The organism is Candidatus Binatia bacterium (assembly GCA_036563615.1).
Lineage (GTDB): Bacteria > Desulfobacterota > Binatia > UBA12015 > UBA12015 > DATCMB01.
The window spans coordinates 1-26,554 of sequence record DATCMB010000023.1; the positions used below are offsets into that span (position 1 = coordinate 1).

The 26,554-nt window shown below is 70.0% G+C and carries 21 protein-coding genes; 8 read left to right on the forward strand and 13 right to left on the reverse strand.

Going from position 1 to position 26,554, the window contains the following annotated elements:
- From VIS07_21220 to VIS07_21240, 5 genes are all read left to right on the forward strand, one after another.
- Window positions 1–765 (forward strand): hypothetical protein (locus VIS07_21220; GenBank protein ID HEY8518038.1); only part of this gene is annotated, 765 nt, incomplete at its 5' end.
- A gap of 436 nt (window positions 766–1,201) precedes the next feature.
- Window positions 1,202–1,801: an Lrp/AsnC family transcriptional regulator gene (locus tag VIS07_21225; GenBank protein ID HEY8518039.1), complete on the forward strand. Its 600-nt coding sequence runs from the start codon at window positions 1,202–1,204 to the stop codon at window positions 1,799–1,801.
- A 91-nt stretch (window positions 1,802–1,892) separates the two neighbouring features.
- Window positions 1,893–6,440, forward strand: a complete 4,548-nt coding sequence (gene gltB / locus VIS07_21230; GenBank protein HEY8518040.1) for a glutamate synthase large subunit — start codon at window positions 1,893–1,895, stop codon at window positions 6,438–6,440.
- 74 nt (window positions 6,441–6,514) lie between these two features.
- A complete protein-coding gene (locus tag VIS07_21235) occupies window positions 6,515–7,966 on the forward strand; it encodes a glutamate synthase subunit beta (GenBank protein ID HEY8518041.1) in 1,452 nt (483 codons plus the stop codon).
- Window positions 7,967–8,342: 376 nt separating this feature from the next.
- The gene (locus VIS07_21240; GenBank protein ID HEY8518042.1) at window positions 8,343–10,226 is read left to right on the forward strand and encodes a hypothetical protein; all 1,884 of its coding nucleotides are present in this window, start codon (window positions 8,343–8,345) and stop codon (window positions 10,224–10,226) included.
- Window positions 10,227–10,376: 150 nt separating this feature from the next.
- Here VIS07_21240 and VIS07_21245 read toward each other — a convergent pair whose 3' ends face one another.
- The 12 genes from VIS07_21245 to VIS07_21300 all read right to left on the reverse strand — a co-directional run bounded on the left by VIS07_21245 (window position 10,377) and on the right by VIS07_21300 (window position 21,677).
- Window positions 10,377–11,690 carry a hypothetical protein gene (locus VIS07_21245; protein HEY8518043.1) on the reverse strand — a complete coding sequence of 438 codons (1,314 nt, stop codon included), beginning with the start codon at window positions 11,688–11,690 and terminating at the stop codon, window positions 10,377–10,379.
- A gap of 48 nt (window positions 11,691–11,738) precedes the next feature.
- Complete coding sequence (locus VIS07_21250) at window positions 11,739–13,007, reverse strand: DUF4010 domain-containing protein (protein HEY8518044.1); 1,269 nt, start codon at window positions 13,005–13,007, stop codon at window positions 11,739–11,741.
- Window positions 13,008–13,148: 141 nt separating this feature from the next.
- Window positions 13,149–13,415 (reverse strand): hypothetical protein, encoded by a 267-nt coding sequence (locus VIS07_21255; GenBank protein HEY8518045.1) that lies wholly within the window; start codon window positions 13,413–13,415, stop codon window positions 13,149–13,151.
- Window positions 13,416–14,429: 1,014 nt separating this feature from the next.
- Window positions 14,430–14,756, reverse strand: a complete 327-nt coding sequence (locus tag VIS07_21260; protein ID HEY8518046.1) for a c-type cytochrome — start codon at window positions 14,754–14,756, stop codon at window positions 14,430–14,432.
- A 17-nt stretch (window positions 14,757–14,773) separates the two neighbouring features.
- Window positions 14,774–14,971: a hypothetical protein gene (locus VIS07_21265; GenBank protein ID HEY8518047.1), complete on the reverse strand. Its 198-nt coding sequence runs from the start codon at window positions 14,969–14,971 to the stop codon at window positions 14,774–14,776.
- Window positions 14,968–15,609 carry a hypothetical protein gene (locus tag VIS07_21270; GenBank protein HEY8518048.1) on the reverse strand — a complete coding sequence of 214 codons (642 nt, stop codon included), beginning with the start codon at window positions 15,607–15,609 and terminating at the stop codon, window positions 14,968–14,970. The genes VIS07_21265 and VIS07_21270 overlap by 4 nt, the downstream gene beginning before the upstream one ends.
- Window positions 15,610–15,635: 26 nt before the next feature.
- Window positions 15,636–17,771 (reverse strand): OmcA/MtrC family decaheme c-type cytochrome, encoded by a 2,136-nt coding sequence (locus tag VIS07_21275; protein HEY8518049.1) that lies wholly within the window; start codon window positions 17,769–17,771, stop codon window positions 15,636–15,638.
- A 142-nt stretch (window positions 17,772–17,913) separates the two neighbouring features.
- A complete protein-coding gene (locus VIS07_21280) occupies window positions 17,914–18,618 on the reverse strand; it encodes a hypothetical protein (protein HEY8518050.1) in 705 nt (234 codons plus the stop codon).
- Window positions 18,615–19,184: a hypothetical protein gene (locus VIS07_21285; GenBank protein ID HEY8518051.1), complete on the reverse strand. Its 570-nt coding sequence runs from the start codon at window positions 19,182–19,184 to the stop codon at window positions 18,615–18,617. Before VIS07_21285 ends, VIS07_21280 begins: the two co-directional genes overlap by 4 nt.
- An 8-nt stretch (window positions 19,185–19,192) precedes the next feature.
- Window positions 19,193–19,534: a hypothetical protein gene (locus tag VIS07_21290; GenBank protein HEY8518052.1), complete on the reverse strand. Its 342-nt coding sequence runs from the start codon at window positions 19,532–19,534 to the stop codon at window positions 19,193–19,195.
- 2 nt (window positions 19,535–19,536) lie between these two features.
- The gene (locus VIS07_21295) at window positions 19,537–20,175 is read right to left on the reverse strand and encodes a cytochrome c3 family protein (GenBank protein HEY8518053.1); all 639 of its coding nucleotides are present in this window, start codon (window positions 20,173–20,175) and stop codon (window positions 19,537–19,539) included.
- Window positions 20,172–21,677 carry a hypothetical protein gene (locus VIS07_21300; GenBank protein HEY8518054.1) on the reverse strand — a complete coding sequence of 502 codons (1,506 nt, stop codon included), beginning with the start codon at window positions 21,675–21,677 and terminating at the stop codon, window positions 20,172–20,174. The genes VIS07_21295 and VIS07_21300 overlap by 4 nt, the downstream gene beginning before the upstream one ends.
- 295 nt (window positions 21,678–21,972) lie before the next feature.
- On the opposite strand from VIS07_21300, the gene VIS07_21305 reads away from it, so the two are divergent.
- The 3 genes from VIS07_21305 (at window position 21,973) to VIS07_21315 (ending at window position 25,052) form a co-directional block, all read left to right on the forward strand.
- A complete protein-coding gene (locus VIS07_21305) occupies window positions 21,973–22,746 on the forward strand; it encodes a hypothetical protein (protein ID HEY8518055.1) in 774 nt (257 codons plus the stop codon).
- A 61-nt stretch (window positions 22,747–22,807) separates the two neighbouring features.
- Window positions 22,808–24,322, forward strand: coding sequence for a hypothetical protein (locus tag VIS07_21310; GenBank protein ID HEY8518056.1), 1,515 nt, complete (start codon window positions 22,808–22,810; stop codon window positions 24,320–24,322).
- 82 nt (window positions 24,323–24,404) lie between these two features.
- Window positions 24,405–25,052 (forward strand): alpha-ketoglutarate-dependent dioxygenase AlkB, encoded by a 648-nt coding sequence (locus VIS07_21315; protein ID HEY8518057.1) that lies wholly within the window; start codon window positions 24,405–24,407, stop codon window positions 25,050–25,052.
- Window positions 25,053–25,142: 90 nt separating this feature from the next.
- On the opposite strand, the gene VIS07_21320 is transcribed toward VIS07_21315, so the two are convergent.
- Window positions 25,143–26,534 carry an alpha/beta fold hydrolase gene (locus tag VIS07_21320; GenBank protein ID HEY8518058.1) on the reverse strand — a complete coding sequence of 464 codons (1,392 nt, stop codon included), beginning with the start codon at window positions 26,532–26,534 and terminating at the stop codon, window positions 25,143–25,145.
- Between the last annotated feature and the right edge of the window lie 20 nt (window positions 26,535–26,554).

The following is a 26,554-nucleotide window of genomic DNA, read 5'->3' on the forward strand; positions in this document are numbered from 1 at the left end:
GACGGCTCGAGCTACCTGAGCCTCGAGGACGGCAACCTGGGCAACGAGCCCGGGGTGTCGCAAGCGTGGGCGGCGTTCGCGCTGGCGGGCGAGCCCGGGCCGACGGGACCCACGGGTGAGCAGGGGCCTGCGGGTGAGCAGGGTCCCACGGGTCCCTCGGGACCGCAGGGGCCGACGGGTCCGACGGGACCGACGGGTGAGCAGGGGCCTGCGGGCGAACCGGGGCCTGCGGGCGAACCGGGGCCCGCGGGACCGACGGGTCCGACCGGGCCGACGGGGGCGACGGGCCCCGAGGGTCCTGCGGGGTCGGGCGGCGGCACCCTGCTCGTCGGCGGCACGCTCGACGCGATCGAGGAGGCGGGGACGTACTACGTCGCGCCGGGCGTGGGCACGGTGCAGAACGATCCCTCGCTCGCCTCCGTGCCCGTCCTGGCCGGCACGCTGAGCCGCCTGCAGGTGCACTCGACGCAGCTCCCGTACCCGCTGCAGACGATCATCTTCCACGTGTTCGTGAACTCCCAGGCAACGAACATCTCGTGCCAGCTGTACGGCATGCTGCAGAGCTGCTCGGACACGTCGAACAGCGCGACGGTCGACGACGGGGACCTGGTGTCGATCCAGATCCTCTCGGACTACCCCTTCTCGCAGCCGTCCTTGCTCACCTTCTCCTTGCGCCACGAGGAGGGACCGGCCCCGACGCCGACCCCGGGCCCGACGCCCACGCCGGCGCCGTCGTCGACCCCGCAGCCCACGCTGACGCCGTAGGCTTTCGTCCTGCTCGTCGTCGGCGGCCTCTCGTCGGCGACGGCAGTCGTTCATCGACGACGCCGGAGGCCGGCTCGCCCGAGCCGGCCTCCCGCCGCGGCGCGCGCCGTCACCGCGGCTCGCCGGCGCGCGCCCGCCGGCCACCTGCCCGACGCCGTGTGGGCCCGTGCCGGCGCCGTCGTGCCGACCGGCCCACGGACTCGCCCGGGCCGCAAGCCGGGCCGCCCCGGCGGCTAGCCGAGACGGTCGGCCGACCCCGCCACCACCCTCCGAAAAAAACCGTTCGTTCGCAGCGAACGGGCTCCGTTCGCCCGCACGTCACGCTTCGAACGTGCCGAACGGCGCGTCATAGGAATTTCCACGTTGTGGCAAAACGGACCGTTGACGCAGAGGCGATTCGTTCGCTATCCGTAAGGTCCCCGCCGTGAGGGACCTTATGAAATTAGGCGCTGGAGAAGAGCTCGAGCTTGACGCGATCGATCTGCAGATCCTGCAGACGCTGCAGCAGGACTGCAAGATTCCGCTCGCCCGGATCGGCGACCTGGTGGGGCTGTCGGCCCCGTCGGTGATCGACCGGATCAAGAAGCTCGAGCACAGCGGGGTCATCCGCGGCTACCACGCCGAGATCGACGGCCGCCAGATCGGCCTGGACGTCACCGCCTTCATCGGCGTGCTGGTCGAGCACCCGGCCGGCATCGAGGAGTTCGAGATGAAGGTGTCGGCGCTCGAGGGCGTGCTCGAGTGCCACCACGTCACCGGGCAGCACACCCTGCTGCTCAAGGTGAAGACGGCGAACACGTCGTCGCTCGAGAAGCTGATCCGCCAGATCCGCAGCGTCCACGGCGTCGCGCGCACCGAGACCATGGTGGTGCTGTCGACGCACGCCGAGCGCTCGCAGCTGCCGCTCGGCGCGCAGCTCGAGGCGCTGCGCAAGCCGGCGGGGACGCCGCGCCGGCGCGGAGGGCGCGGCAACGGCGAGCGCAAGGTGCTGGCGATCAAGCCGGCGGACAGCGCCAAGCCGTCGGCGGTTCCGTGATCGAGGCTCGAGAGAGGGAAGTGAGCGAGGGGCAGCGATGATCGAACACCGCGAGGACTGTGAGCTCTACCGCCGCGAAGACGTCGAGGCGATGCGCGAGCGGCGACGGCTCGCCGAGGAGAGAGGCCTCTACCGCTCGATGACGGAACGCGACGCCTGCGGCGTCGGCTTCGTCGTCAACATGCGCGGCGAGAAGTCCCACGACATCGTCCAGAAGGGGCTGCAGATCCTGCGCAACCTCGAGCACCGCGGCGCGTGCGGCTGCGATCCGCTGACCGGCGACGGCGCCGGCATGATGCTGCAGATCCCGCACGAGTTCTTCCTGCGCGAGTGCTTGACGCAGGGAATCGTGCTGCCGCCGGTGGGCGAGTACGGCGTCGGCATGGTGTTCCTGCCGCGCGACGTCTTCGAGCGCAACGTCTGTCTCGAGATCTTCGAGAAGGTCGTGCGCGAGGAGGGGCAGCGTCTGCTCGGCTGGCGCACGGTACCGGTCGATCCGGAGCAGGCGGGTCCGCTGGCGCGCGCGTCGATGCCGGAGATCCGCCAGATCTTCATCGCGCCCGGCCGCGGCGTGAACGACCAGATCGCTCTCGAGCGCAAGCTGTACGTGATCCGCAAGGCGGTCGAGAAGCAGGTCCGCGCGGCGACGCACCTGCGCGACGCGGAGAGCTTCTACGTCCCGAGCCTGTCGTCGCGCACGATCGTCTACAAGGGCCTGCTGCAGCCCGAGCAGATCCCGGCGTTCTACGCCGATCTGCGCGATCCGAACTTCAAGAGCGCGCTCGCGCTGGTGCACCAGCGCTTCTCGACCAACACCTTCCCGTCCTGGGACCGCGCGCACCCGTACCGCTTCATCGCGCACAACGGCGAGATCAACACGCTGCGCGGCAACGAGAACTGGATGCACGCGCGCGAGAAGATGTTCGCCTCCGACGCGTTCGGCGAGGACATCGAGAAGATCCAGCCGGTGATCGACGAGCGCACGAGCGACTCCGGCAAGTTCGACAACGCGCTCGAGCTGCTCGTGCAGACCGGCCGCTCGCTGCCGCACGCCGTCATGATGATGATCCCCGAGGCGTGGCAGAAGCACGAGAGCATGAGCGACACCAAGCGCGCGTTCTACGAGTACCACGCGTGCTTGATGGAGCCGTGGGACGGCCCGGCGTCGATCGCGTTCACCGACGGCACGGTGATCGGCGCGGTGCTCGACCGCAACGGCCTGCGTCCGTCGCGCTACGTCGTCACCAAGGACGGCCTCGTCGTGATGGCCTCCGAGGTCGGCGTGCTCGACATCCCGCAGGGGGACATCGTCGCGAAGAACCGCCTGCAGCCGGGCCGCATGTTCCTCGTCGACACCGCGCAGGGTCGCATCGTCGACGACGAGGAGATCAAGGAAGGCATGGCGGCGCGCAAGCCGTACCGCCAGTGGCTCAAGGACAACCTCGTCAAGCTCGAGCAGGTTCCGGCGGTCGATGCGTCGCACCTGCCGGCGGAGGAGTCGGAGCAGGACCTGCTCAAGCTGCAGCAGGCGTTCGGCTACACGCTCGAGGACCTGCGCTTCATCATGGCGCCGATGGCGATCAACGCGCAGGAGGCGGTCGGCTCGATGGGCACCGACACGCCGCTCGCGGTGCTGTCGGACAAGCCGCAGCTGCTGTTCAACTACTTCAAGCAGCTCTTCGCGCAGGTCACGAACCCGCCGATCGACCCGATCCGCGAAGAGCTCGTGATGTCGCTCAAGACGACGATCGGCTCCGAGCAGAACCTGTTCGAGGAGACGCCGCTCCACTGCCACCAGCTCGAGCTCGAGCAGCCGATCCTCACCAACGAGGAGCTCGCGCGCATCAAGCGGCTCGACAGCGGCAACCTGCGCACGGTCACGCTGTCGACGCTGTACTGGGTGGCGGGCGGCGCGAAGGCGCTCGAGCACGCGCTCGAGGAGCTGTGCGCGAAGGCGTCCGCGGCGATCGCCGACGGCGCGACGCTCCTCGTGCTGTCCGATCGCGGCGTCGACCGCGACTGGGGCGCGATCCCGAGCCTGCTCGCGACCGCTGCGGTGCACCATCACCTGATCCGCGAGGGCACGCGCACGCGCTGCGGTCTGATCGTCGAGAGCGGCGAGCCGCGCGAGGTGCACCACTTCTCGCTGCTCGTCGGCTACGGCGCCGGCGCGATCAATCCGTACCTCGCGTTCCGCACGCTGCGGCAGCAGGTCCGCGACGGCGTGATCAAGAACGTCTCCGAAGAGGAGGCGATCGAGCACTACATCAAGGCGATCGGCAAGGGCTTGCTCAAGGTGATGAGCAAGATGGGGATCTCGACGCTGCAGAGCTACCGCGGCGCGCAGATCTTCGAGGCGGTCGGCCTCAACTCGGAGTTCATCGACAAGTACTTCACCTGGACCGCGTCGCGCATCGAGGGCGTCGGCATCGACGTCGTCGCGCGCGAGACCGAGATGCGCCACAAGGCCGCCTTCCACACGCCGGCGGCGCTCGACGGCGAGCTCGATCCGGGCGGGCAGTACCAGTGGCGGCGGCGGGGCGAGTACCACATGTACAACCCCGAGACGATCGCGACGCTGCAGCACGCGGTCCGCAAGGGCGACTACAAGCTCTTCAAGAAGTACTCGGAGCTGGTCAACACGTACGACCGCAAGCTGTGCACGATCCGCGGCCTGCTGCGCTTCAAGCCCGGCACGCCGATTCCGATCGAGGAGGTCGAGCCGGCGACCGAGATCGTCAAGCGCTTCAAGACCGGCGCGATGTCGCTCGGCTCGATCAGCCGCGAGGCGCACGAGAACCTCGCGATCGCGATGAACCGCCTCGGCGGCAAGTCGAACACCGGCGAGGGCGGCGAGGATCCCGTGCGCTACCAGCCGGATCCGAACGGCGACTCGCGTCGCAGCGCGATCAAGCAGGTCGCGTCGGGACGCTTCGGCGTGACCAGCTACTACCTGGTCAACTCCGACGAGCTGCAGATCAAGATGGCGCAGGGTGCGAAGCCCGGCGAAGGCGGCCAGCTCCCCGGCCACAAGGTCGACGAGTACATCGCCAAGATCCGCTACTCGACGCCCGGCGTGGGTCTGATCTCGCCGCCGCCGCACCACGACATCTACTCGATCGAGGACCTCGCGCAGCTGATCCACGACCTGAAGAACGCCAACAACCGCGCGCGCATCAGCGTCAAGCTGGTCGCGGAGGTCGGCGTCGGGACGGTCGCGGCGGGCGTGTCGAAGGCGAAGGCCGACGTCGTGCTGATCAGCGGCGACTCCGGCGGCACCGGCGCTTCACCGCTGACCTCGATCAAGCACGCTGGCGCGCCGTGGGAGCTCGGCCTCGCGGAGACGCAGCAGGTGCTCGTGATGAACGACCTGCGCGGCCGCATCCGCGTCGAGACCGACGGTCAGCTCAAGACCGGTCGTGACGTCGCGATCGCGGCGCTGCTCGGCGCCGAGGAGTTCGGCTTCGCGACCGCGGCGCTGGTCGCGTCGGGCTGCATCCTGATGCGCGTCTGCCACCTGAACACCTGTCCGGTCGGCATCGCGACGCAGGATCCCGTGCTGCGCGCCAAGTTCGAGGGCAAGCCCGAGCACGTGGTGAACATGATGCTGTTCATCGCGGAGGAGCTGCGCGAGATCATGGCGGAGCTCGGCTTCCGCACCGTCGACGAGATGGTCGGTCGGGTCGATCGCCTGGATGCCGCGGACGCGATCGAGCACTGGAAGGCGAAGGGCATCGATCTCACCGAGATCCTGCACAAGCCCGAGGTGCCCGAGGGCGTCGCGATCCGCTGCGTCGCCGAGCAGGACCACGGGCTCGACAAGGCGCTCGACAACCAGCTCATCGAGCTCTCGCGCGACGCGCTCGAGTACAAGCGTCCGGTCGAGTTCTCGATGCCGATCCGCAACGTGAACCGCACCGTGTGCACGATGCTGTCGGCGGAGATCTCGCGTCGGCACGGCGAGCAGGGTCTGCCGCCCGACACCATCAAGATCCATTTCCGCGGCTCTGCGGGTCAGAGCTTCGGCGCCTTCATGGCGAACGGTTTGTCGGTGACGCTCGAGGGCGACGCCAACGACTACTTCGGCAAGGGCATGTCGGGCGGACGCATCGTCGTGATCCCGCCGCGCGAGGCGACGTTCGTGCCCGAGGAGAACATCATCGTCGGCAACGTGTCGCTCTACGGCGCGACCGGCGGCGAGGTCTTCCTGCGCGGCATGGCGGGCGAGCGCTTCTGCGTGCGCAACAGCGGCGTGACGGCGGTCGTCGAGGGCGTCGGCGACCACGGCTGCGAGTACATGACGAAGGGTCTCGTCGTCGTGCTCGGTCCGACCGGTCGCAACTTCGCTGCGGGAATGAGCGGCGGCATCGCGTACGTGTTCGACGAGCACGGCAAATTCCCCGCGATGTGCAACATGGGGATGGTCGAGATCGATCCGCTCGAGCAGCACGACCTCGAACTGCTGCACAACCTCATCAAGCGGCACTACGACTACACGCAGAGCGCGGTCGCCTGGCGCATCCTGAGCGGCTGGAAGAACCTGTCGCGCTACTTCGCGAAGGTGATGCCGGTCGAGTACCGCAGCATCCTCGCCAAGCAGCACCTCGACAGCGACGCCGCGAAGCTCGCGAGCGTGTGATGGTGCGGAGGGTCCATCGGAAGAGCGCAAGCTCGCGAGCTTCGATCGCGAGCTGAGGACCGCACGGGGACGAGATGGGAAAGATCACGGGTTTCTTGGAGATCGAGCGCGAGCTGCCGCAGCGCCGTCCGGTCGAGGAGCGCCTGAAGGACTGGCGCGAGCTCGAGGGCAAGCTGCCGGAAGACAAGCTGCAGGCCCAGGGCGCGCGCTGCATGGATTGCGGCATCCCCTTCTGCCACAAGGGCTGCCCGCTCGGGAACATCATCCCCGACTGGAACGACCTGGTCTATCGCGGCCGCTGGCGCGACGCGATCGATCGCCTGCACTCGACCAACAACTTCCCCGAGTTCACGGGACGCGTGTGTCCGGCACCATGCGAGGAAGCGTGCGTGCTGAACATCCAGCAGAAGCCCGTGACCATCAAGCAGATCGAGAAGCAGATCATCGACTACGCCTGGAAGCACGAGTGGGTGTCGCCGGTGATCGCCGATCGCAAGACCGGCAAGAAGGTCGCGGTGGTCGGATCGGGTCCTGCGGGTCTCGCGTGCGCGCAGCAGCTCGCGCGCGCCGGGCATGACGTGGTGGTGTTCGAGCGGGCCGACCGGATCGGCGGGCTGCTGCGCTACGGCATCCCCGACTTCAAGATGGAGAAGCACATCCTCGACCGCCGTCTCGCGCAGATGGAGGCCGAGGGCGTCGTGTTCCGCACGAACGTCAACGTCGGCGTCGACGTGACCGCCGACGAGCTGCGCTCGTCGTTCGATGCCGTCGTGCTGTCGACCGGCGCCACGCAGCCGCGCGACCTCCCGGTGCCCGGCCGCGAGCTCAAGGGCATCCACTTCGCGATGGAGTTCCTGCCGCAGCAGAACAAGGTCGTCGCGGGCGATCAGGTGCCGAACCAGATCCTCGCGACCGGCAAGCGCGTCGTCATCCTCGGCGGCGGCGACACCGGGTCGGACTGCCTCGGCACGTCGAACCGTCAAGGTGCAATTTCGGTGCACCAGTTCGAGCTCCTGCCGCAGCCGCCCGCGACGCGCACCGAGGACGTCGCGCCGTGGCCGTACTGGCCGATGATCCTGCGCACCTCGTCGTCGCACGAGGAGGGCGTGATCCGCGACTGGAGCATCAACACCAAGCGCTTCTCCGGCGACGAGCACGGCAACGTCAAGAAGCTGCACGCCGTGCGCCTCGACTGGCAGAAGGGCGAGAACGGCGCGCCGCCGAAGATGGTCGAGATTCCCGGCAGCGAGTTCGAGCTCGAGTGCGACCTCGTGCTGCTCGCGCTGGGCTTCCTCGGTCCGGAGAAGCCGCTGCTCGAGCAGTTCGGCGTTCAGCTCGACGCGCGCGGCAACGTCGTGGCCGATGCGGATTACGCGACGTCGGTGCCCGGCGTGTTCGCGTGCGGCGACGCGCGACGCGGGCAGTCGCTCGTGGTGTGGGCGATCTGGGAAGGGCGCGAGGCCGCGCGCGGCGTCGACAAGTACCTGATGGGCGAGACCGCGCTGCCGGCGAGTCCGATGGTGTGAGGGCGGCGCTCGGCGGTCGCGCGCCGAGGCGTGCGCCGTGCGAGCGTCGTCGGCCTGCGGCGGTGTCGTCGCCGGTCTGAGCACGGCGGCGACACCGCTCGTGTCCTGGCTCCTTCGCGCGCGCCGCCGTTGCGAAGAGCGATCCTGCGGCGTGCGTCGCGCGCGTCCGGGCTGATGCGCTGCTGCTACGGCGATCCGTGCGTGGCGGCTGCTCGGGAGTCTGCTGAGGTGCAGCGGCTCCCGCGTCAGCGCGCGGGTGTTCCGCCTCCGAAAGCGCCCCCGCGAACTCTTGCGTGAGCGCCGCGGTGCATCGCATTTTTTGCAGCGAAGTGGGGTGGCGTCGAGACGGATGGGCCGCCGCCCGGAGGTGAGCTCGATGGCAAGGGGCTTTCGCGCGACAGCGGGCGTCGTCGCGGCGCTCGCCGTCCTCGCCTGTAGCGACTCGCGGTCGGAGCGTCAGACCAAGCCGACCTTCGACTGGGGCTATCCCGAGTACTCGCAGTACACGTCGACGGGCGAGCACGTCGGGACGCACTTCTACCAGCAGGACCCGACCTGCCAGCACCGCCTGACCTTCTACCCCTGCGACTTCGTCGACGCCGAGACGCCCGACGATCCGACGACCAACCCGACCGGCGCGAGCACGGCGCTGACCGGCGGGTTCGACACCTGCACCGCGGCGATCGTCGATGAGCCGCCGAGCTACTGCATCCCCGTCGACGTCTGCAGCCCGACCAAGCAGCGCCCCGCCTGGGCGCCCGGGCAGGGCAGCTCCGACAACCTCGCCTGGCAGCTCTTCCTCGCGCTCAACTGGCCGGCCAACCCCGACGAGCCGGGCTACCCCGACACGACGCGCAAGCCGGGTGCGCTCGACCCCTCGGGCGACGGTCACGCGGAGACGGTCTGGCTCGACTACCCGACGGCGGACGAGCTCTTCGGCATCCCCTCGCCCTGCACGGGCCCGACGCTGCAGATGCGCTCCAAGCGCTCCGCCGCGTTCCTCTCGAAGTTCCCGCCGGGCGCGAGCGACGATCCCGCCCGCGCGGGCGACGGCGTGCTCGTCGACCAGAACGGCGGCATCGTCCACTTCGACGTCCGCGTGAACCGCACGGAGTGGGAGTTCGTCGTCAACCAAAACGATTACTGGAAGACGGGCGTGAGCCTCGACGCGCTCAAGCGCAACCTGCATCGCGACTACAGCTTGCCGCCCGGCCAGACCCCGGGTAGCTTTCCGGCCGCGAAGGTCGCGCAGGACGGCAAGCCGGGCGACATCGGCTCGATGGAGATCAAGGCCGTGTGGAAGCCGCTCACGCCGGCCGAGATCGCGAGCGGGACGTTCTACACCCGCACCTTCGCGCTCTACGACCCCAACGATCCGCCGGAGAAGCAGTGCGAGAAGCGGACCATGGGGCTGGTCGCCATGCACATCGTCTACCAGCCGGCGCTCTTCGGGAACCCCGAGTGGGTGTGGGCGACCTTCGAGCATCGCGCGAACGTCCCCACCGCGGGGGTGAACGACGGCGCGACGTCGTTCTCCTTCTACGACCCGAGCTGCACGCCGGTGAAGACGCCCGAGGAGTGCGCCACGTACCAGCCGGGCGTGTCGTCACCCGCCGAGTTCCGCTGCTGTCCGAATTTGAATCTTTACCCCGATCCGAGCAACGTCCCCGAGAACCCGGTGCCGAGCCAGATCACGCGCGTGACCAACCCCTCGGTGTCGACGATCATTCCGACCAGGTGCACCGAGCAGTACACGGCCGCGATCCGCAAGCACTTCGGCGAGGACAACGTCTGGCTGAACTACTTCCTGGTGAGCACGCAGTGGCCGCTCCGCGGCTCGTCGACCAACTTCCCGTTCTACGAGCCCGCCTTCGAGGCGTACTTCCCGTGCGCGCTGCGCAACTCGGTGATCGAGGCCTTCCTGGTCGGGCCGCAGCCGCCCGCGATGAACGGCTGCAATCTCGCACCGGAGCGTCCGTTCTGTCGCGCCTGCAACGGTGACTGCGTGAAGACGCAGGAGGAAGCGCTCGCCATGTGCCCCGGCGGCGAGGAGCCCAAAGACAGCTTCGCGACCGGCGATTGCATCGGCTGCCACTCGACGTACGCCGCGCACAACTCGTCGTTCATCTTCTCGCACCGCCCGTGCTGCGTGCGCGCCGACGGCTTCCTGCCCAACGTCTGCGGCGTGATCACCGAGCGCGCGGCGTGCGAGGCGAGGGAGGCATGCACGTGGGTCGCGAGCGACCCGGCGTGCGCGTAGGAGGGAAGTGCATGCGCGCCGAGAGCGCGTGACGTTGCGCCGACGAGAGCGACGCCGCGCAGGCGCCGACGCCCCGCACGCCGCTCGCCCGCACGCAGACCCTTTCTCCGGTCCGTTCACGGTGCCACGCTGCGAACGTGTCTCCGCGTCTCAGCCGCCGAGCCCGCGCAGGATCTGCATGTCGCTCCAGTCCCACGCGCGCTCCGGACGCTCGTCGACGTTGATGGGCTGCCCGTTCCATGCCCAAACGTCCCACGTCGTCGCCGCACGGTAGTGCGCGAAGAAGCTCCACGCGACGAGCAGCCCCACGACCCCAAGCGACACGAGCGGCACGCGCCGACCGCCGTCGCGAGCGCCGACGAGCGCCAGCGCCGGGATCATCAGGTACGCGAGCAGCGGCAGGACGTCGGTCGAGAAGCGCGGTCCGTACGAGTGCCCGGCCCACCACTGGCCGGCGAACGAGATCACCAGCAGGTGCGCCGCGACCGTCGAGACGGCCGCGGCGTCAAGCAAATCCAGGCGTCGCCCCCACGCCTTCACCAGCACGCCGACGGGCGCCAGCACCAGCACCGGCGAGAACACCAGCAGACCGCGGTTCGGGCTCACGAGGTGACCCAGAAGCGCCCACGGCACGTCGCGCGACGCGGCGACCGGCTGGCCCCCGGGGCGGAAGTACGACGGCAGGATCGCACCGAACGACCACAGGTTGGCGGCGACGAACGCGCCCAGCACCACGGCCGCGAGCAGGAGAAATGCGGGCAGCTGGCGCGGGTGACGAAGCGCGACGTACGCCGCGATCACCGCGAGCGGCACGACGCCGGTCGGACGCATCACGACGCCGAGCGCCAGCGCAACCCCGGCGAGCGCCGCGGAAACCTCGCGGCGACGTGCAAGTAGAAAAAGGTACAGCGCCGTCGCCGACGCGAGCATCGCCGGACCGTGCTGCCAGAGACCGCGGCTCGCGGTCGACCACGCCGGCGTGCAGAAGGCGAAGATCAGCGCCAGCGCGGCGGCGAGCGGCGTGCCGAGACTGCACTCGCGTCCGATCAGGAAGATCAGAGCGGTCGTGAGCGCGACCACGAGCGAGGCGACCAGCACCTCGAGCAAAGCGGCGCGCTTCTGCCGGATCAGATCTTCGGACGACGGCCAGCCCAGCACGCGCGCCGCGGTGTCGTAGGCGACCACGACCGGCAGCGCGAGGAGCGACGGACCGATCGGGAAGCGCGTGAAGCGCCGCCCGGCGCGCCACTCGACGGCGTAGTCGTCGTCCGCTTTCAGAAGCTCGACGTACTCCTCGAGGTCGGCGTCGCCGCGGTAGGCGAGGCTCACCGCGGTGTGGATCGACCAGCGCGAGTCGAACGAGGTGCGGATCGGTGACGCGAGGTGGGTCGCGAAGACCAGCGCCGCGAGCAGCGTCGCGACCGGGGCGTCACGCGGCGCGCTGCCGGACCAGGTCCGGGGCATGCACGACGCTGCACCGATCGCCGACCGAGCGCAATTCGGTATCCGTCCTCATCCCCCGCGCCCGACGAACGCGCCGAGCACACCCAGCGCCATCACCGCGACCGTCGCCACCGCCAAGCGCAAAGTCAGCGGCCGCACGCGAGCCACCCGGGCGACGATCACGAGATCGACCGCCGCGCTCGCGAGCGACGCGATCACCGCGCCGGCCGCGGCGACGTCGATCGGAATGCGGCCCTGCGACGCGAGCGTGGCCGCCGACGCGACCGCCGACGCGCTCGAGACCAGACCGCCGAGCGCGGTCACGCCGTAGAAGCCGATGTCTCCGAGCATGCGCTGGGCGAACGCGCTCATCACCTCCAGCAGCAGGAAGAGCCCGCCGTAGCGCAGCGCCGAGCTCAGGGAGAACGGCGACACGAGCGGCAGCACGGGCGTCTCGTCCGCTGCGTCGCCGTCGTGGCGCGGCGGCGCGAGCATCGCGACCAGCGCGGCGAGGAGCATGAGGCCGAGCGCCGGCGCCGCGTACACCAGCGCCGGCAGCGCGAGGATGCCGAGCACGAGCGCGTTGCGCAGCGACATCGCGATCGTGGCGAGGATGATGCCGCGGTAGCCGACGTCCGAGAGCGCGACCGGCGCCTCGCGCACGCGCGCCGCGAGCTCGGTGACCGTGACGGTGCTGTTGACCAGCCCGCCGAGCAGCCCGGTGAGCTCCATGCCGACGCGCGGCCCGGCCACCTTCCACAGCACGTAATTCGCAAACCCGATCGCGGCGATCGTGATCACCGTGACCATGGCCGCGCGCGGCACGATGAGCTGCCACGGATCGACCGGCTCGGCCGGCAGGATCGGGTAGATCGCGAACGCGAGCATCGCGAGCAGGATCGCCGAGCGCAGCTCCTCGGCGGTCAAGCGGTGGCTGAAGCCGGCGAGACGCTCCTTCCAGGCGAGCAGCCCGGCGCTCACCACGGCAACCGCGGTCGGCGTGACGCGGTGGCCGAAGCCGCACAGCACGCCGGCGAAGCCGACGACGAGCAGCGCGGTCGACGTCGTGAGCTCCGCTCCCTGCTCGACGCGCAGCGCCTGCCAGTTGATGATCGCGACCAGCACGCCGAGCAGCGCCATCGCGACGATCGCGAAGCTCGGACCGAGCATGCCGCCGACCGCGCCGAGCAGCGCGACGAACGCAAAGGTGCGCAGGCCGGCCTCCTTGCCGCGCCACTCGCGCTCGAGGCCGACGAACATGCCGAGCGCGATCGCCAGCATGACCCGCGACAGCGAATGAAAGGGCGGCCACGCCGCCGCCGTGGGAAAGGTGTCCATCGGTATCCTCCGGTCGCCCGTCAGTCGGGGACGCGAAGGCACCGCGGTGCGGTCGGCTGTCCCCGCTGCGGGCCAAAGAAGAAGGCCCGGGGGTCGACCCGGGCCTTCGAAAGCGCGTCGTCGTTCCGGCGAGGCCGGCGATCAGACGAACCGCGACCGAACGCTCGGGTCGTCGAGACAGCGCGTACAGGAGCGTTCGGTGCGGACGAAGCTCACGCGCTCACCGTGCAGGAGCGCGAAACGCACGTCAAGCCACTCGCGCACGGCGAGCGCCGCCGACCGTCGACTTGCCAGAGGAGAGCCCCCGATCAGCACCGCGGCGCCGACGCTGCCGGTCACGGCGTAGGTGACGCCGCCGGCGACCGTGCGGACGATGACCGACGCGACCGCGATCTGCGCGATGGTCACCGTCGCGCGAGCCGTCGCGCATGCCTGCGAGCCACGGGTTGCCGTTCGGACGCACCTCGAACGGAGCGCCGAGCGGGCAGTGCGCCGGCGTGGCGGTCGGCTCCGGCGACGCGGTGGGCTCCGGCGTGGAGGTCGGCGTCGGCGTGGGGGCGGCGTCGGGGTTGGGCTGGGGTCGGCGACGGCGACGGCGTGACGATCGTCGTGGGGGTCGAGTCGCGGTCGGCGTCGGTGACGGCGTCGCGGTTGGCGAGGGCGTGGCCGTCGGGGTCGGAGTCGGCGTGGCCGTCGCCGTCGGCGTCGGCGTCACGTCGCCGGGGCCCTCGATCGCGCCCGCGTCGAACTCGGCGATGCCGTCGCCGTCCCCGTCGCGCGGGCGCGCGTTGGCGCCGAAGGGGTCGGACTCGAGGATCGCGTCCAGCACGCCGATGCCCAGCGCGCGGATCGAGCGCGTGGTCGATCGCGGGCGAGGTCGGCGCGAGGCGGAAGTCGTCGTCCCGGTGTCGAGCACGCCGTCCTCGCCGGCGCGCGACGCGAAGTGCAGGAGCTCATTCTCGCAGCCCGGGCTCGCGACGACGCCCGGACCTTCGGTTCCCTTCGGCGTCAGGTTGCCGACGTCCTGCGCGTCGAGCAGGACGCCGGACAGCTCGCCGCCCCGGTTGCCGCAGATCACGTTGGTCGCGAGCCACACCTGGTCGGCGGTCTGCGGCGCGCCGCGCAGACGGCAGGCACTGAGGACGGCCCTGGGCCGTCCTCAGGTCGTGCCCCCGGAGGCAGGCACGGTACCAATCGACGCCACGCAGCGAGTGGCCTCGCGTTCCACGAATCCCGCTGCGTTCGCGGCGGCCGATCGCGAGGCCGAGCCGGGGATCGTGGGCGTCGATCTCGTCGACGTGGCGAACGTCAGGGCGTTACGAGGATCCCCATCGGGACCTCACGGCGTCCGCCGCGCGACGACGCAAGGGGATGCGGCCCAGCGTGAGGAGCTGATCACCCGGGCCGCTCGGCGCCGTCAAACTACTTCCCCGCCAACTCCTTCGCGTACCCCGCCGCCGCCTCGATGTCCGCGTCACTCAGCGACTTCACCGTCGGCGGGTGCTTCTTGTTCTCCTTCACCTCCTGCGTGATCTCGGCGATCGACATCTTCTGCACGTCGGCGTCGCCCTTGAGCGGCGGGACCTTGAGCGTCTTCGCGACCGGCGTGTCGGCGTCGCCGGTCTCGCCGTGGCACTTGGCGCACTGCGCCTTGTAGACCTCGGCGCCGTCCGCGGACCAGGCGACCGTCGATCCGCCGAGCAGCAGACCCAGTGAGACCGCAGCAGCCACGAGACTCGACTTCGTCATGAGCAAGCTCCTTTTCCTCAGAGACGACGCGATTCGTCACCAAATCGGAACGCGCCCGCCCGCCAGCGGGCGAGGGCGTACAGCAGCAGCGCCAGCGCGAGCGCGGGGGCGCCGACGAACGAGAACAGGATCGCGGTCGCGCCGGAGAGATCGAGAACCATCATGACCAGAATCACGAGCGCCGCAAGCGCGAGCAGGCAGGCGAGGGCGATCATCGTGCGGCCACCTGTGGTCCCTGCAGCGCGGACTCGGGGTGCGCCGCGGGATGACAGATCCCGGTGCAGCCGATCTCGCGGTCGAGGAGCTGCTTCTGGAGGTCGGGATCCTGATGCGCTTCGACGGCGCGGAAGCTCGGCACCTGCGCGTGGCAGCCGAGGCAGGAGTCGATGTCGAACGGGCCGTGCGTCTTGAGCGGGAACTGGTAGTTGCCGGTGATCGTACGGATCATGTGCCGGACGCCGGCGATCTTCGCGTCGAACGTGCCCCAGATGCCGTAGCCGCTGTGGCACGTGTAGCAGGCCTCGTCATGTGGCACGAGGCCGCGCATGTAGTGCATCGACGCGAGCGTGCCGTCGTTCGCCTCGAGGCTCGCGACGATCGGCGTCATGATGTGGCACGACCCACAGAAGCTCACCTGCTTCGATCTCTCGAGCAGGAACAGCCCGCCGAGGGCGTACGCAGCGATCGGCAGCAGCACCGCCGCCGCGGCGAGCCCGGGCGGAAAATCGCGCTTGACGAGGCGCAGCAGCAGGAGCGCCGCCGCGGCGACCGCGACGATGATCGGCAGCGCCTCGAGCCACGAGAAGCCGTGCGCGCCGGCCGGCCCGTCGAAGAGCGAACGCGTCTGGTTCAAGGCCGCACCCCGCTCGTGAGCTGCACTCAGTCTCTCCCCTCGTGCGCGACCGACACCGCGACCTCACGTCCCTCGGCGTGGCAAACCGGGCACGCTTCGGCGCCGTTCGGCGCGGTCTCGTTCTGCGCGTGCGCGATCGCCGCCTCGCTGTCGTGGCACGACGTGCACGCCGATGTGATCGGACCGGTGCGTCCGTCGACCACCTCGTCGCCCGTCGCGGGATCGAGGTGCGTGCGCAGCGTGCCGAGCGCGGTGCCGGGGAAGGGCGGGATGAGCTGGCTGTCGTCGACGTGGCAGGTCGCGCAGTCGCGGAGGTCGCCGGGATAGAGCACCTCGTTGAAGTCGTGCACGCTGTAGCCCGGTGGCGTCGGACCGAAGCCGTACACGACGTACGGCATCGCGAGGTCGTGGCCGCGGTGGATCTTGTGGATCATCACCTTGAAGTCGATGGTCGCCGTCGGCGAGCCCGCCGCCACCGCTTCGGGGTCGTTGCGCCGACGCGCGGCGTCGGTCGCGTTCGCGTTGTGACAGAGCACGCAGTACTCGACGCGGTCACGCAGCTCGCCGTGCACCGAGAAGCCCTTCGAGAACTCGCCGTGGCACGTCCAGCAGCGCTCGTTCGCGACCACCTGACGCCGCGGCATCGGCTCTCCACCCTCGACCGAGAACGTCGTGACGGGATTGGGCGCCGCCTCGTTGACCGAGATCGACGGCGTGAGCTGCACCGGTCGCCGCGCTTCGGCGCCGACCGCCCACGACCCCATCGCGTCGTCGGGGATCGCCGCGGACGCGACGTACTCGAAGACGCCGTCCGCGTCGGGGCCGATGAGCTCGCCCGCGGCCCCGCCGCCGACCGCCGTGAGCGCGAACACCCGAGCGTAGTCCGTCGTCGGCCCGGCGAAGGTGAAGCCGAGCCGGTTGAGGACGGAAAGATCGCGTAGCGGGTTGCCGGCGTTGTCCGTCACCCGGAAGTCGATGCGCGGCCTCTGCCCCGGCGCCGTGTCGCCGACGTCGAGGATCGACACGTTCAGGCCCGGCAGCATGCTCGACTGCTCGGGGATGACGTGTGCGCCCGGCACCGAGATGTCGAACTCGCTCGCCTCCTCCGCGCGGTGGCAGGCGTAGCACTGGCCGTCGAGGAAGCCACCCGGCGGGTGGTTCGTGCCCGGCGGTCCGGCCTGCGTCGGCTGCAGCGATGGATTGACGTCGTCGTGACAGGTCGCGCAGGCCGCGGTCGACGGCTTCGTCCGCCAGAACTCGGCGGTCAGGCCTTCCGCGTGGCACGTCAAGCACGACTCGAGGGGACGCGGGAAGGTGACGCCCGTCACCGTGCCGTCCGCCTGCTTCTCGGCGAACACGACGTCCTCGTCCGCGAACGAGCTGAAGATCGCGTACGTCGTCCCCGGCGGCCCGTCGACCACCGAGGGCAGCGACGTGCCGGCGTGAATCTTGTGAATCATGTTGCGCAGATCGATGCTGCGCCCGAGCTCGTCGACCGCCGCCTCGGTGTGGCACAGCGTGCACAGCCGCACCTCGCGCCGGTTGCCGTGCGCGATCAGCGGCTGGTGGCAGACGTTGCACTGCGCGGTCGTCGTGTCCTCGCGCACCAGCGGCTCGCCGCCGCCGACCACGAAGTCGAGCACGGGATTCGCCCACTCCTCGACGCCCGCGAACTCGCGATCCACCTGCATGCCGATCGAGTAGGTGCGCCCCTCGACGAAGCCGACGCCGGTACCGAAACGGTACCGGTAGAGGCCCCTCGCGCCGTCGATGAGGTCGAGCGTACCGCCGGAGTCGAACCTGGGGCGCGTCGGGTCGGTCTCGTTGACGTAGCGGATGAACTCGTTGGCGAGGTCGCCGCCGCCCGAGTAGAGCTCGGCGCGCGCGATCACGAGCCGGACGCGCGCCTGCTGGTCGTTCTGTGCCGGCGACAGCGTCGCCGTGAGCGGCACGCCGCGCGCGTCCGTCAAGATGAACGTCGCCTCGACCGTGCCGTCCTCGGCGACCGACGCCCCGGTGAACTCGGCGACGACGCCGGGACCCGCCATCCCGCCGGGCGAGGGTGTGACCGTCGGAATGGGAGTCGGCGTGGGCGACGGCCCGTCGTCGTCGCCGTTGCCGCAGGCCAGCGTCAAGACCAGAGACGCCGCGAGCAGCGCCACGCCCGTCTCGTAAAGAACGCTTCGCGCGGCGAAGCGTGGTGCAGCGTGCCGATGCCCGTTCATGGACCGACCTCCTGACGACTTCGCGGCGCCGCTCCCGCCCGAAGACGTGCGATCCCTCGCGAGCGATGCATGCCGAGCTTCATCGCGGCAGGAACCCCACGCTGTGAGGATGGCACGGGTAGCAGGCCTGCTCGAAGTGCGGCTCGCCCGTGCCGTCCCGACGGTAGTAGCGCGTCGTCGTGTGGCAGACCTCGCACAGGCCGGTGCCGGGCTGCGACGCGCTCGCGAAGCTGCCGTCGGCCTTGCCGGCGAGGTTGGTGAACATGATCGGCGCGGCGCAGCCGCCGGTGCGCCGCGGCACGCCGCACACGCCGCCGACGCCCGCGCACGCGAGCCCGGGAGCGCAGCTCGCGGCGTCGCTGCACGCCTGCGTCTCGTTGCTCGGGTTCGAGAGCGGCACCTCGACACGGATGAGAAGCAGGTTCGGGCTGCCGTGCGGCGTGTGGCAGATCGTGCACTGCCGCGGGCTCGCGACGCCCGGGTCGTGGTGCGTGATCTGCTCGCGATGGCAGTCCGGACAGCTCGGGATCGCGCGGTGGCCGCACTCGGCGAAGCCGGGCTTCAGATCGGCGTGGCAGTCCTCGCACTTGACGTCGAAGCCGCCGTGGCCGCCGTTCGCGGTCATCGCCGCGGCGAGCCCGCGGTGGCAGAACGCGCACTGTCCGTACGCTTGCTCCGGCGTCTGCGGCGGACCGGAGAACTGCTCGGCGCCGTGCCCGCCACAGCCGACGCAGGCGACGAGCAGCAGCGCGACGAGATACGGTGCGCGCGCAACGGCTCTCACGGCAGCACCCGGTGGCACTGGCGGCACAGCGTTCCGTCGCTCACCGGCGCGCGCAGAAGGCGCGTTCCCTCGGCGGCGAACTTCGCCGGCACCGTCTTCTGATCCGCGTCGTGCGCGAGGACCGTCCAGCGCTCGGTGACGCTCTCGCGCACCGCGCCCGAGAGGCCGCCAGCGGGCGGCTTCCAGCCCTCGGCGAGCCACTTCTCCTCGAGCACGTTCGGGTCGTGGAAGAGGTGACACGTGCCGCACCAGATGTGGCCGTCCTCGGCGAGAGGCAGCGCGATCGCGTCCTTGGGGCGGCCCTCCAGCGCTTGCTTGACGCGCGCCGGATCGACCCGCAGGTGCTCGAGCGAGCCGCTGTGCGTCGAGGTCGAGTGGCAGAGCGTGCAGGTCTCGAGCTTCGTGCGCTGCAGCGACATGTCCTCGTTGTGACACGCGCCGCAGGCCTCGGGGTCGAGCTCGCCGTCGGCCGTGGTCATGTCGTGCGGCGCGCCGACCGGCGCACGCGCGGCTGCGGTCGTGACGAGCGTCGCGCAAGCGACGCAGGCGAGCGCCGCGACGAGCACCCCGCGCCTCATTGCACGACCCCGTTGTCGCCGTGGCAGAGCGGACAGCTCGCCTCGCCCTGGTTCTGGATGATCGCGCGGATGCCGGGCAGGTCGACCAGCTCGTCGGGCAGGCCGGTGCGGTTCACCTGGTGCATGTTCTGGAAGGCGTGGCAGCCGAAGCAGTCGGGACGCATCCAGCCCGACGGGTGCTCCTCCTGCAGCACGATCAGCCCGCCCGGCGAGGCGAGCAGGTTGCCGTAATCCTCGCTCTGCGGAGAGGAGCTGCTGCCGCAGCCGGCGAGCGCGACGCCGACGAGCAGCGCGGCCGTGAGCGCAGCGAGCCTCTTGTGTCGCAGCAGGTCGCTCACGCTCACCTCACCGCCTGCGTGTGACAGCCGATGCAGAAGTCCTCGCGGTGGCAGCTCCCGCACTGGACGGGATTCGCGCGCGCATCGACCGAGTGGAACGACAGGTAGTTGCGCTCGTGCATGAAGGTCAGGATCGAGTCGCGGTTCTGGTGGCAGTTCACGCAGAACGAGTCGCGGTGGCAGTTCTGACACTCCACGGGGTCGGCGCTCGCGACCGACGCGTGCACGCGCAGCCACGCGATCTCGTGGTTCGCGGGCAGCAGCGGCACGAGGTTCCTGTGGCACGTCAGGCACGCCGAGGGCGCGGCCGCGAGACGGGTCTCGCTCGGACCGTGGCAGAAGTGGCAGGCGGCGCCGCCGGGATACTGCGCGGTGCCCGACAGCACGCTCGCGAGCTGCTCGTTCGAGGTGTCGATCAGCGCGTCGAAGCGGTGGCAGTCGGCGCACGTCACGCCCTTCTGCGCGAGGATCTTCTCGTGGCGCGCGTGGTTGAACCTGTTCCGCGCATCCGCCGTGCTCAGGCTCCGCTGCTCGGTCGTCCGCGGCCGCAGAAAGCGGTTCTGCGGCAGGATGTCCCGGCATGCGCTGAATGCGGCGATTGTCAAGCATACGCCCGCCAGCAGCCGTGCGCGCCGCTTCACTCCTCCTCCCTGGTCGACGCCGCCCGCGATGCTGGGTCGGAACCGGGCGCGTCCTCGGCGGCGTCCGACGCGCCGGCTGCTTGACGCTCCTTCTCCGCCTCGCGCGCCGCGGCGACGGCGGCGAAGGTCGGCGCGGCCCAGCCGCTCGCCGGCAGACCCGGATTGCGGCTCCAGCGCGCGGGGCGCGGACCCCACGACGCCGGTCCCGTCTGCGCCGGCGCCCACGGCCACGGCCGCCAGTCGTTGCCCACGTAGTCGCGCCGGAGATCCGGCTGGGTCGTGTAGCCGGCGCTGTAGGTCACGAAGAAGCCGAAGCGGTAGTCCTCGGGAAAGAGCTGGTTGCGGTTCGCTTCGAAGTTGACCTCGGCGACGAGCCCCCGTGCGACCTCGTAGCCGACGCCGATCAAGCTCCCGATCGCCGTGCCGTCCTGGTTCGTCGACTTGTCGTAGTAGGCGACGTCGCACTTGGCGCGGAACAGGATCTGCTCGTAGTAGCGGTTCTCGTAGTAGATGCGTCCGCCGTTGACGCTGCCGCCGACGCCGTCGATGCCGTAGTACTCGAGGCGCACGATCTCGAGGCCGTCGCCACCCGGCAGGTACAAGGCGCCGGCGCTCCAGACGTAGCCGTCGACGATCGAGTCGCGCGTCCGCTCGTAGCGCTGGTAGGAGAGGTCGGTGAACGCCGACAGCGTGCGCGACATCTGGTAGCGCAGCCCGCCGCGGAACTGCAGCAGCTCGCTCACCGAGAAGAGCTGGAAGACGGGATCCTCGCGGCGGTTGAGATCGCGCACGACGACGTCGCCGCCGTCGTTCGGCTTGTAGTAGCCGCTCTCGAAGTTGAACAGCAGGTTCGGGCGCCAGACGAAGCTCTGCACGCCGACGCGGATCTGGTCGATGTTCGCGCGGTCGGAGTCGAGCGCAAAGTTGCCGTACAGGCTCGGCCAGCCCGGCAGGTTCGCGAAGGTGCGCGTGCCGGAAAGCGTCACCTGCTGCATGAGCTCGCGGCCTTGCCGATTCTGCTGCAGGTAGCCGAGCGCGAGCGCGCCGCCCTGAAAGCGCATCAGGCGGACCGAGCCGCCGAAGATCTGCTCGTCCTGCGAGATCAGCTCCGGACCGAAGGTCGGCTCCCAGTAGCGCGGCTGCCCGCCGAAGACGGTGAACGACAGCGGCGTGCCGTCGATTCCGATGCGGATCTGGCCCGAGTCCGCGTCCCACAGGCCGACCGGCGACTCGGCGACGATCTGGCGTCCGAGCTGGACGTCGAGGCCGCCCGGCGCGCTCGGCACCCGCATCGCGCCGATGAAGAAGTCGGTCTCGTCGTCCCAGCGCGCGAAGTCCTCTTCCAGGCGGAAGTAGGTGTCGAGCGTCGTGCCGTGCGGCAGACCCGAGATGCCGAAGTCGCCGTAGAGCTCGAGCGGCGCCTCGATCTCGTCGGACCAGTAACCCTCACGCACCTGACCGAGGATGCTGGGCTCGATGCGCAGCTCGATCGCCTGGGCCATGCCTCCGGTGAGGGGTTGGCCGAGGAGCGAAAGGAGCAGGGGGGCCGTCAGGAACCAGCGTCGCATTTGGGCTCGCAATGGGCGGTACGTTCCCAGGCGATGCGCGCGCCGGTGGCCACTGGGCGCACGCCATCACCCAGCTATGCTGACTCTGCCTCCTCCGAGTCTCGCTGGGGCTTCTCTCCTCCTATCCCGATCCAGTGTCAATCTTATCGTGACGATCTGCCGCTAAAATTTTCGTGCAGGTCGCCCGTAAAGCGCACCCGGTCGGCGCCCGACATTAGGTCGTGAGGTCGTGTTCAGAGCGCTTCGCATCGCCATCCTCCTCGCCATCCTGCTCGTGGTCGGCGTCGGCACGTGGCAGGCGAAGGCGCGGATCGCGGACTGGGACGTCCCGCTCCGAGTCGCGGTCTATCCGATCGCGGGCGACGACGGCCCGACGACGCGCAGCTACGTCGCGTCGCTGACCACGGCCACCTACGAGCCGATCGAGCGCTACGTCGCCGAAGAGGCCCGGCGCTACGAGGTTCGCACGTCGTTCGGGGACCCGTTACGCATCCGCCTCGCGCCGCCCGTCGACGAGCTCCCGCCGCCGCCGCCAAGGGACGCCGACGTCCTGAAGATCATGCTGTGGAGCCTGAAGCTGCGCTGGTGGGCGTGGCGCGTCGACACCCACGACGGGCTCGAGCCCGACGTGCAGCTCTTCGTCGTCTACCACGACCCGGAGCGGAGCGACGTCCTCGAGCACTCGCTCGGCCTCGAGAAGGGCAGGATCGGGATCGTCAACGCGTTCGCGTCGAACGCGATGGCGGAGATGAACAACGTCGTGATTGCGCACGAGCTGCTGCACACGCTCGGCGCAAGCGACAAGTACGATGCGCGCACCAACCTGCCGCTCTTCCCCGACGGCTACGCACGGCCCGATCTGCAGCCGCGCCATCCGCAGAAGTTCGCAGAGATCATGGCGGGGCGCATCCCGATCTCCGAAGCGGAAGCCACCATGGCGCCGAGCCTCGACGCGACGCTGATCGGCGAGGCGACGGCGCGCGAGATCAACTGGACGAAGTAGTCTCCACGATGCGCGTTTCCGAGTTGACAGCCGAGCACGGGCCGCGCGTTGATGGACGGATATGACCCGAGATCGAAAGCTCCTTTCGCTCGGCACCGCCTTCGCGTTCCTCGCGGTGGCGGCGCTTCTCCCGCCGCCCGCGGCGCATGCCAGCAGCAACTTCGAGACTGGGCTGCTGCGTGAACGCAATCCCTACCGGCCGATCCGCGGCTACTGCCGCCTCTTCCTCGGCCCGCGCGACTTCCTCGCCGACGGCGAGTTCGAGCTCCTCCTCGGCGACCTCGACCTGAACGACGGCGACGAGCTGCAGCTCAACGGCCGCGTGATCCGCCACGAGGACGGCAGCGTGACCCTCGAGACCGACAAGGAAGCGGCGCGGGAGTTCTACGCCGACGTGCTCGAAGCGACCAAGGACGACTTCGACCTGCACCAGCTCGACGTCGAGGTCTTCAAGGACGACTTCGACCTCGGCCCGCAGGACATCACCTGCGAGATGCGGCTCCTCGGCAAGCTGCGTGGTCGCGCGCCGGTGCGCTCGATCCTCGGGCGCCCGCGCGTCGGCACCGTCGGCGGGACTCACGAGGTGCGTCTCACGTACGAAGGAGCTGGTCTCTTCTACGACGGCGTGACGTCGTCGATCGACGACGTGGCGACGGAAGCTCGAGACGCGACGGCGCAGACGCAGGCCGCGACCGCGTCGGACGTTCCTCCCGCGCAGGCGAGTGCCACGTGCCCGACGCCGAACTTCACACCCGCACCGGACAAGTGCGGCACGCCCGACTGCATGGTGACGTTCGCCGGCTACAAGTGGTGGACGGAGTACCAGTTCTACGGGCACCCGAATTACTTCTACAACATGAAGAACGCCTGGAGCCCGCGGAACGTCACCGTCGACGCGGAGGGGCTCCACCTCTTCGTGCGTCCCGACGACCTGGGCGGCGGCACGCGCTACGCGGCGGCCGAGGCGGTCACGGCGTTCAACGCCGACGGGACCCCGGCGCAGCTCGGCTACGGGACGTACCTCGTCACCGCCACGATCAAGACGGCACCGTCCTGGGATCAGATGGACCCGAACGTCGCGTTCGGCGCTTTCACCTACGAGCGGGATCCCGCGGGTGACGGCAACAACCCGGCTCGCGAGCTCGACCTGGCCGAGATCTCGCGCTGGGGGCGGCGCGACGCGCAGCCGTGTCGCAACATCCCGCAGCTGTGCACGGGCAACGCGCAGTTCACCCTGCAGCGCTGGGAAGGGCATCCGGAAAACGTCCACCGCTACACGATCGCCCCGGGCGTCAAGACCATCACGCTGGTGATGAAGTGGACCGGCCCGAACCAGCCGGTGACCTTCCAGCAGTTCGACGGCGCGTACACGCTCGACACGCTGCCGGCCGTGGCGAGCCACGAGTGGACGACGTCGCCCGACCAGAACCCGTTCATCCCGGCGAGCGGCTGCCAGCAGTTCCACCTGAACTTCTGGATGGGCAACTTCCCCGAGGAGAAAGACGGCTACAACCCGCCGCCGGCGAGCCCGCAGGAGGTCGTGGTCTCGAACTTCCAGTACCGCCCGGCGTCATGAAGCGTCGCGCTCCCGGTGCGCGCGTCGTGCTGCAGCTTTGGCCCGAGCCGAGTAGACTCGGTCGAGGGCGAGCCTGCCGACGATGCGCGCACCGAAGGAGCAGCGGGAGCTTTTCGCGTCGCTCGCGGACGGCGAGCCGACGCCGCAGCAGGAAGCCCTCCGAGGTCCGGCGAGCGGACTTCCGGAGGGCTTTCTCTATCGCCCGAGCTTCCTTACGCCCGACGAGGAGCGCGCGCTGCTCGACGCCATCGCGACGCTGACGCTCGTCGAGGCGCGCTACCGCGACTTCACCGCCAAGCGCCGCATCGCGAGCTTCGGCGCGGGCTACGACTTCGCGCGCAACGCGCCGGTCGAAGCACCACCGCTGCCGGCTTTCCTCGAGCCGCTGCGCGCGCGTCTCTCGGCGTTCGGTGGCGTGCCCGAGGACGAGCTCGTGCAGTGCACCGTCGCCGAGTACCGCCCCGGGACGCAGCTCGGCTGGCACCGCGACGCGCCGAGCTTCGGCGTCGTGCTCGGCGTCTCGCTCGCGTCACCGGCGCGCATGCGCTTCCGGCCGTACCCGCACCAGAAGGGCTCCGGCGAGCGCGCGCTCGTCCTGACGCTCGAGCCGCGCTCGGCGTACGTCATTCGCGACGGCGCGCGCTGGGGCTGGCAGCACGCGATCTCGCCGACCAAGGCGCTGCGCTACTCGATCACCTTTCGCACGATGCGCGGCCGTCGTCCGGCCTGACGGTCGACGGTGCCGCGCTCCGGCGCCGGATCCTCCGACGCCGGAGCGCGACGAAACGCGCTGCTCGGGGTGTGATGCTCGACGCTGGTCTCAGGGCGCGACGCGATTCCGCGGCACCGGCAGGCGCTTGCCGCGCAGCGCGCGCCGCGCCGGCTCGACGTCGTAGTCGTTGAGCCGCACGCTGATCGCGGCCGCGGTCGACGCCACACTCGGGAAGCTCACCGAGCGCGCCGCGGTCAGGCGACCGCGCGGCTTCAGCGTCACGGTGGTGGTCTCGCTCCCCTCCTGATCGCCCGGCACGAACACGTCGACGCCGGTCAGGAAGGGGATGTTGAAGATGGTCTCGAGCGGCGCCGTCAGGTCGGTGACGCCGTCCGAGCCACGGTCGAAGACGAACAGGCCGATCGTGCGGTTGTCGATCGGGCTCGTCGCGGGGTTGATGACGTTGACGCCGTTGACCTGCAGCACGTCGCTCTCGACGCCCTGATCACCCCACAGCTCCTTGTAGCGGATGATCGTCATCGACACGTGGCGGTCGCTCTTCTCGATCAGGTTGTCGATCGCGCCGTTGGGCTCCGACGTCAGCAAGCGCAGAAAACGATTGCTGCGCACCATCGGCTCGCCGTAGAAGCGGTGCACGCGCTCGCTGCCCGGGCGACGCAGCACGAACTCCCAGCTCCGTCCGGCGCCGATCGTGAACGGCCCGAACGAGCCGTCCGCCGGCAAGACGACGCTGTTCAGCGGCCGGCTGCGGAGCCGCCGTCCGTTGGCGCGGCGTACCTCCCAGAGCTCGAGGGTTGCGCCCTCGACGCCCACGTTCTGCGGGAAGAGCACCGCGCGTCCCTCGACCACGATGCGCCCGCTCTCCGGCACGACGTGGATCGTCGCCGGCTCGTGGCCGGTGAGGAACTCGTACATCGCGGCGAACGCTTCCGGCGAGGTCGCCGCCTCGACGTGCGTCTGGTTCGGCAGGATCACGTTGACCGCGCCGGGGATGCGCCGCGACGGATCGCCGCGGCCGGCCCAGAGCGCGAGCGTCGGCACGCCGCCCGGCGGCGCGTCTGCCGGGAAACCGTCGATGTTCACGTAGTGCGCGACGCGCGCCGCACGCTCGGGCGAGCTCAGGAACTCCTGCGACACGCGCGTGCCGAGCGAGTGCCCCATGAGGTCGACCTGCTCGGCGCCGGTGCGCGCGAGGACCTCGTCGATCAGCACGTCGAGCTTCGCGAGCACGTCCTCGAAGCTCTCGACGCCGAAGGTCGAGTCGTACTCGAGCGCGGCGAGGTGGCTGTCCGGGTAGCCGTTGCTCGAGAAGCGCATCGCTTGCGACTCGAACTGTCCCGCCGAGCCGAAGCCACCGTGGACGAAGATCACGGGGTTCCTGCCGGCGGCGTGCGCCACGTTCGGCGCCGCCACGACCAGCGTCAAGAACAAGAGCCGTGCCGCGTGCAGCGCGCAACGGCCGATCCTTCCGAGGCTCATCGTCGATCGCATGCGTCCCT

Coding starts and splice junctions, on each gene's coding strand:
- VIS07_21225 (HEY8518039.1), top strand. CDS start 1,202: ATGAAATTAGGCGCTGGAGAAGAGCTCGAGCTTGACGCGATCGATCTG.
- gltB (HEY8518040.1), top strand. CDS start 1,893: ATGCGCGAGCGGCGACGGCTCGCCGAGGAGAGAGGCCTCTACCGCTCG.
- VIS07_21235 (HEY8518041.1), top strand. CDS start 6,515: ATGGGAAAGATCACGGGTTTCTTGGAGATCGAGCGCGAGCTGCCGCAG.
- VIS07_21240 (HEY8518042.1), top strand. CDS start 8,343: ATGGCAAGGGGCTTTCGCGCGACAGCGGGCGTCGTCGCGGCGCTCGCC.
- VIS07_21245 (HEY8518043.1), bottom strand. CDS start 11,690: ATGCCCCGGACCTGGTCCGGCAGCGCGCCGCGTGACGCCCCGGTCGCG.
- VIS07_21250 (HEY8518044.1), bottom strand. CDS start 13,007: ATGGACACCTTTCCCACGGCGGCGGCGTGGCCGCCCTTTCATTCGCTG.
- VIS07_21260 (HEY8518046.1), bottom strand. CDS start 14,756: ATGACGAAGTCGAGTCTCGTGGCTGCTGCGGTCTCACTGGGTCTGCTG.
- VIS07_21265 (HEY8518047.1), bottom strand. CDS start 14,971: ATGATCGCCCTCGCCTGCCTGCTCGCGCTTGCGGCGCTCGTGATTCTG.
- VIS07_21300 (HEY8518054.1), bottom strand. CDS start 21,677: ATGGCCCAGGCGATCGAGCTGCGCATCGAGCCCAGCATCCTCGGTCAG.
- VIS07_21310 (HEY8518056.1), top strand. CDS start 22,808: ATGACCCGAGATCGAAAGCTCCTTTCGCTCGGCACCGCCTTCGCGTTC.
- VIS07_21315 (HEY8518057.1), top strand. CDS start 24,405: ATGCGCGCACCGAAGGAGCAGCGGGAGCTTTTCGCGTCGCTCGCGGAC.
- VIS07_21320 (HEY8518058.1), bottom strand. CDS start 26,534: ATGAGCCTCGGAAGGATCGGCCGTTGCGCGCTGCACGCGGCACGGCTC.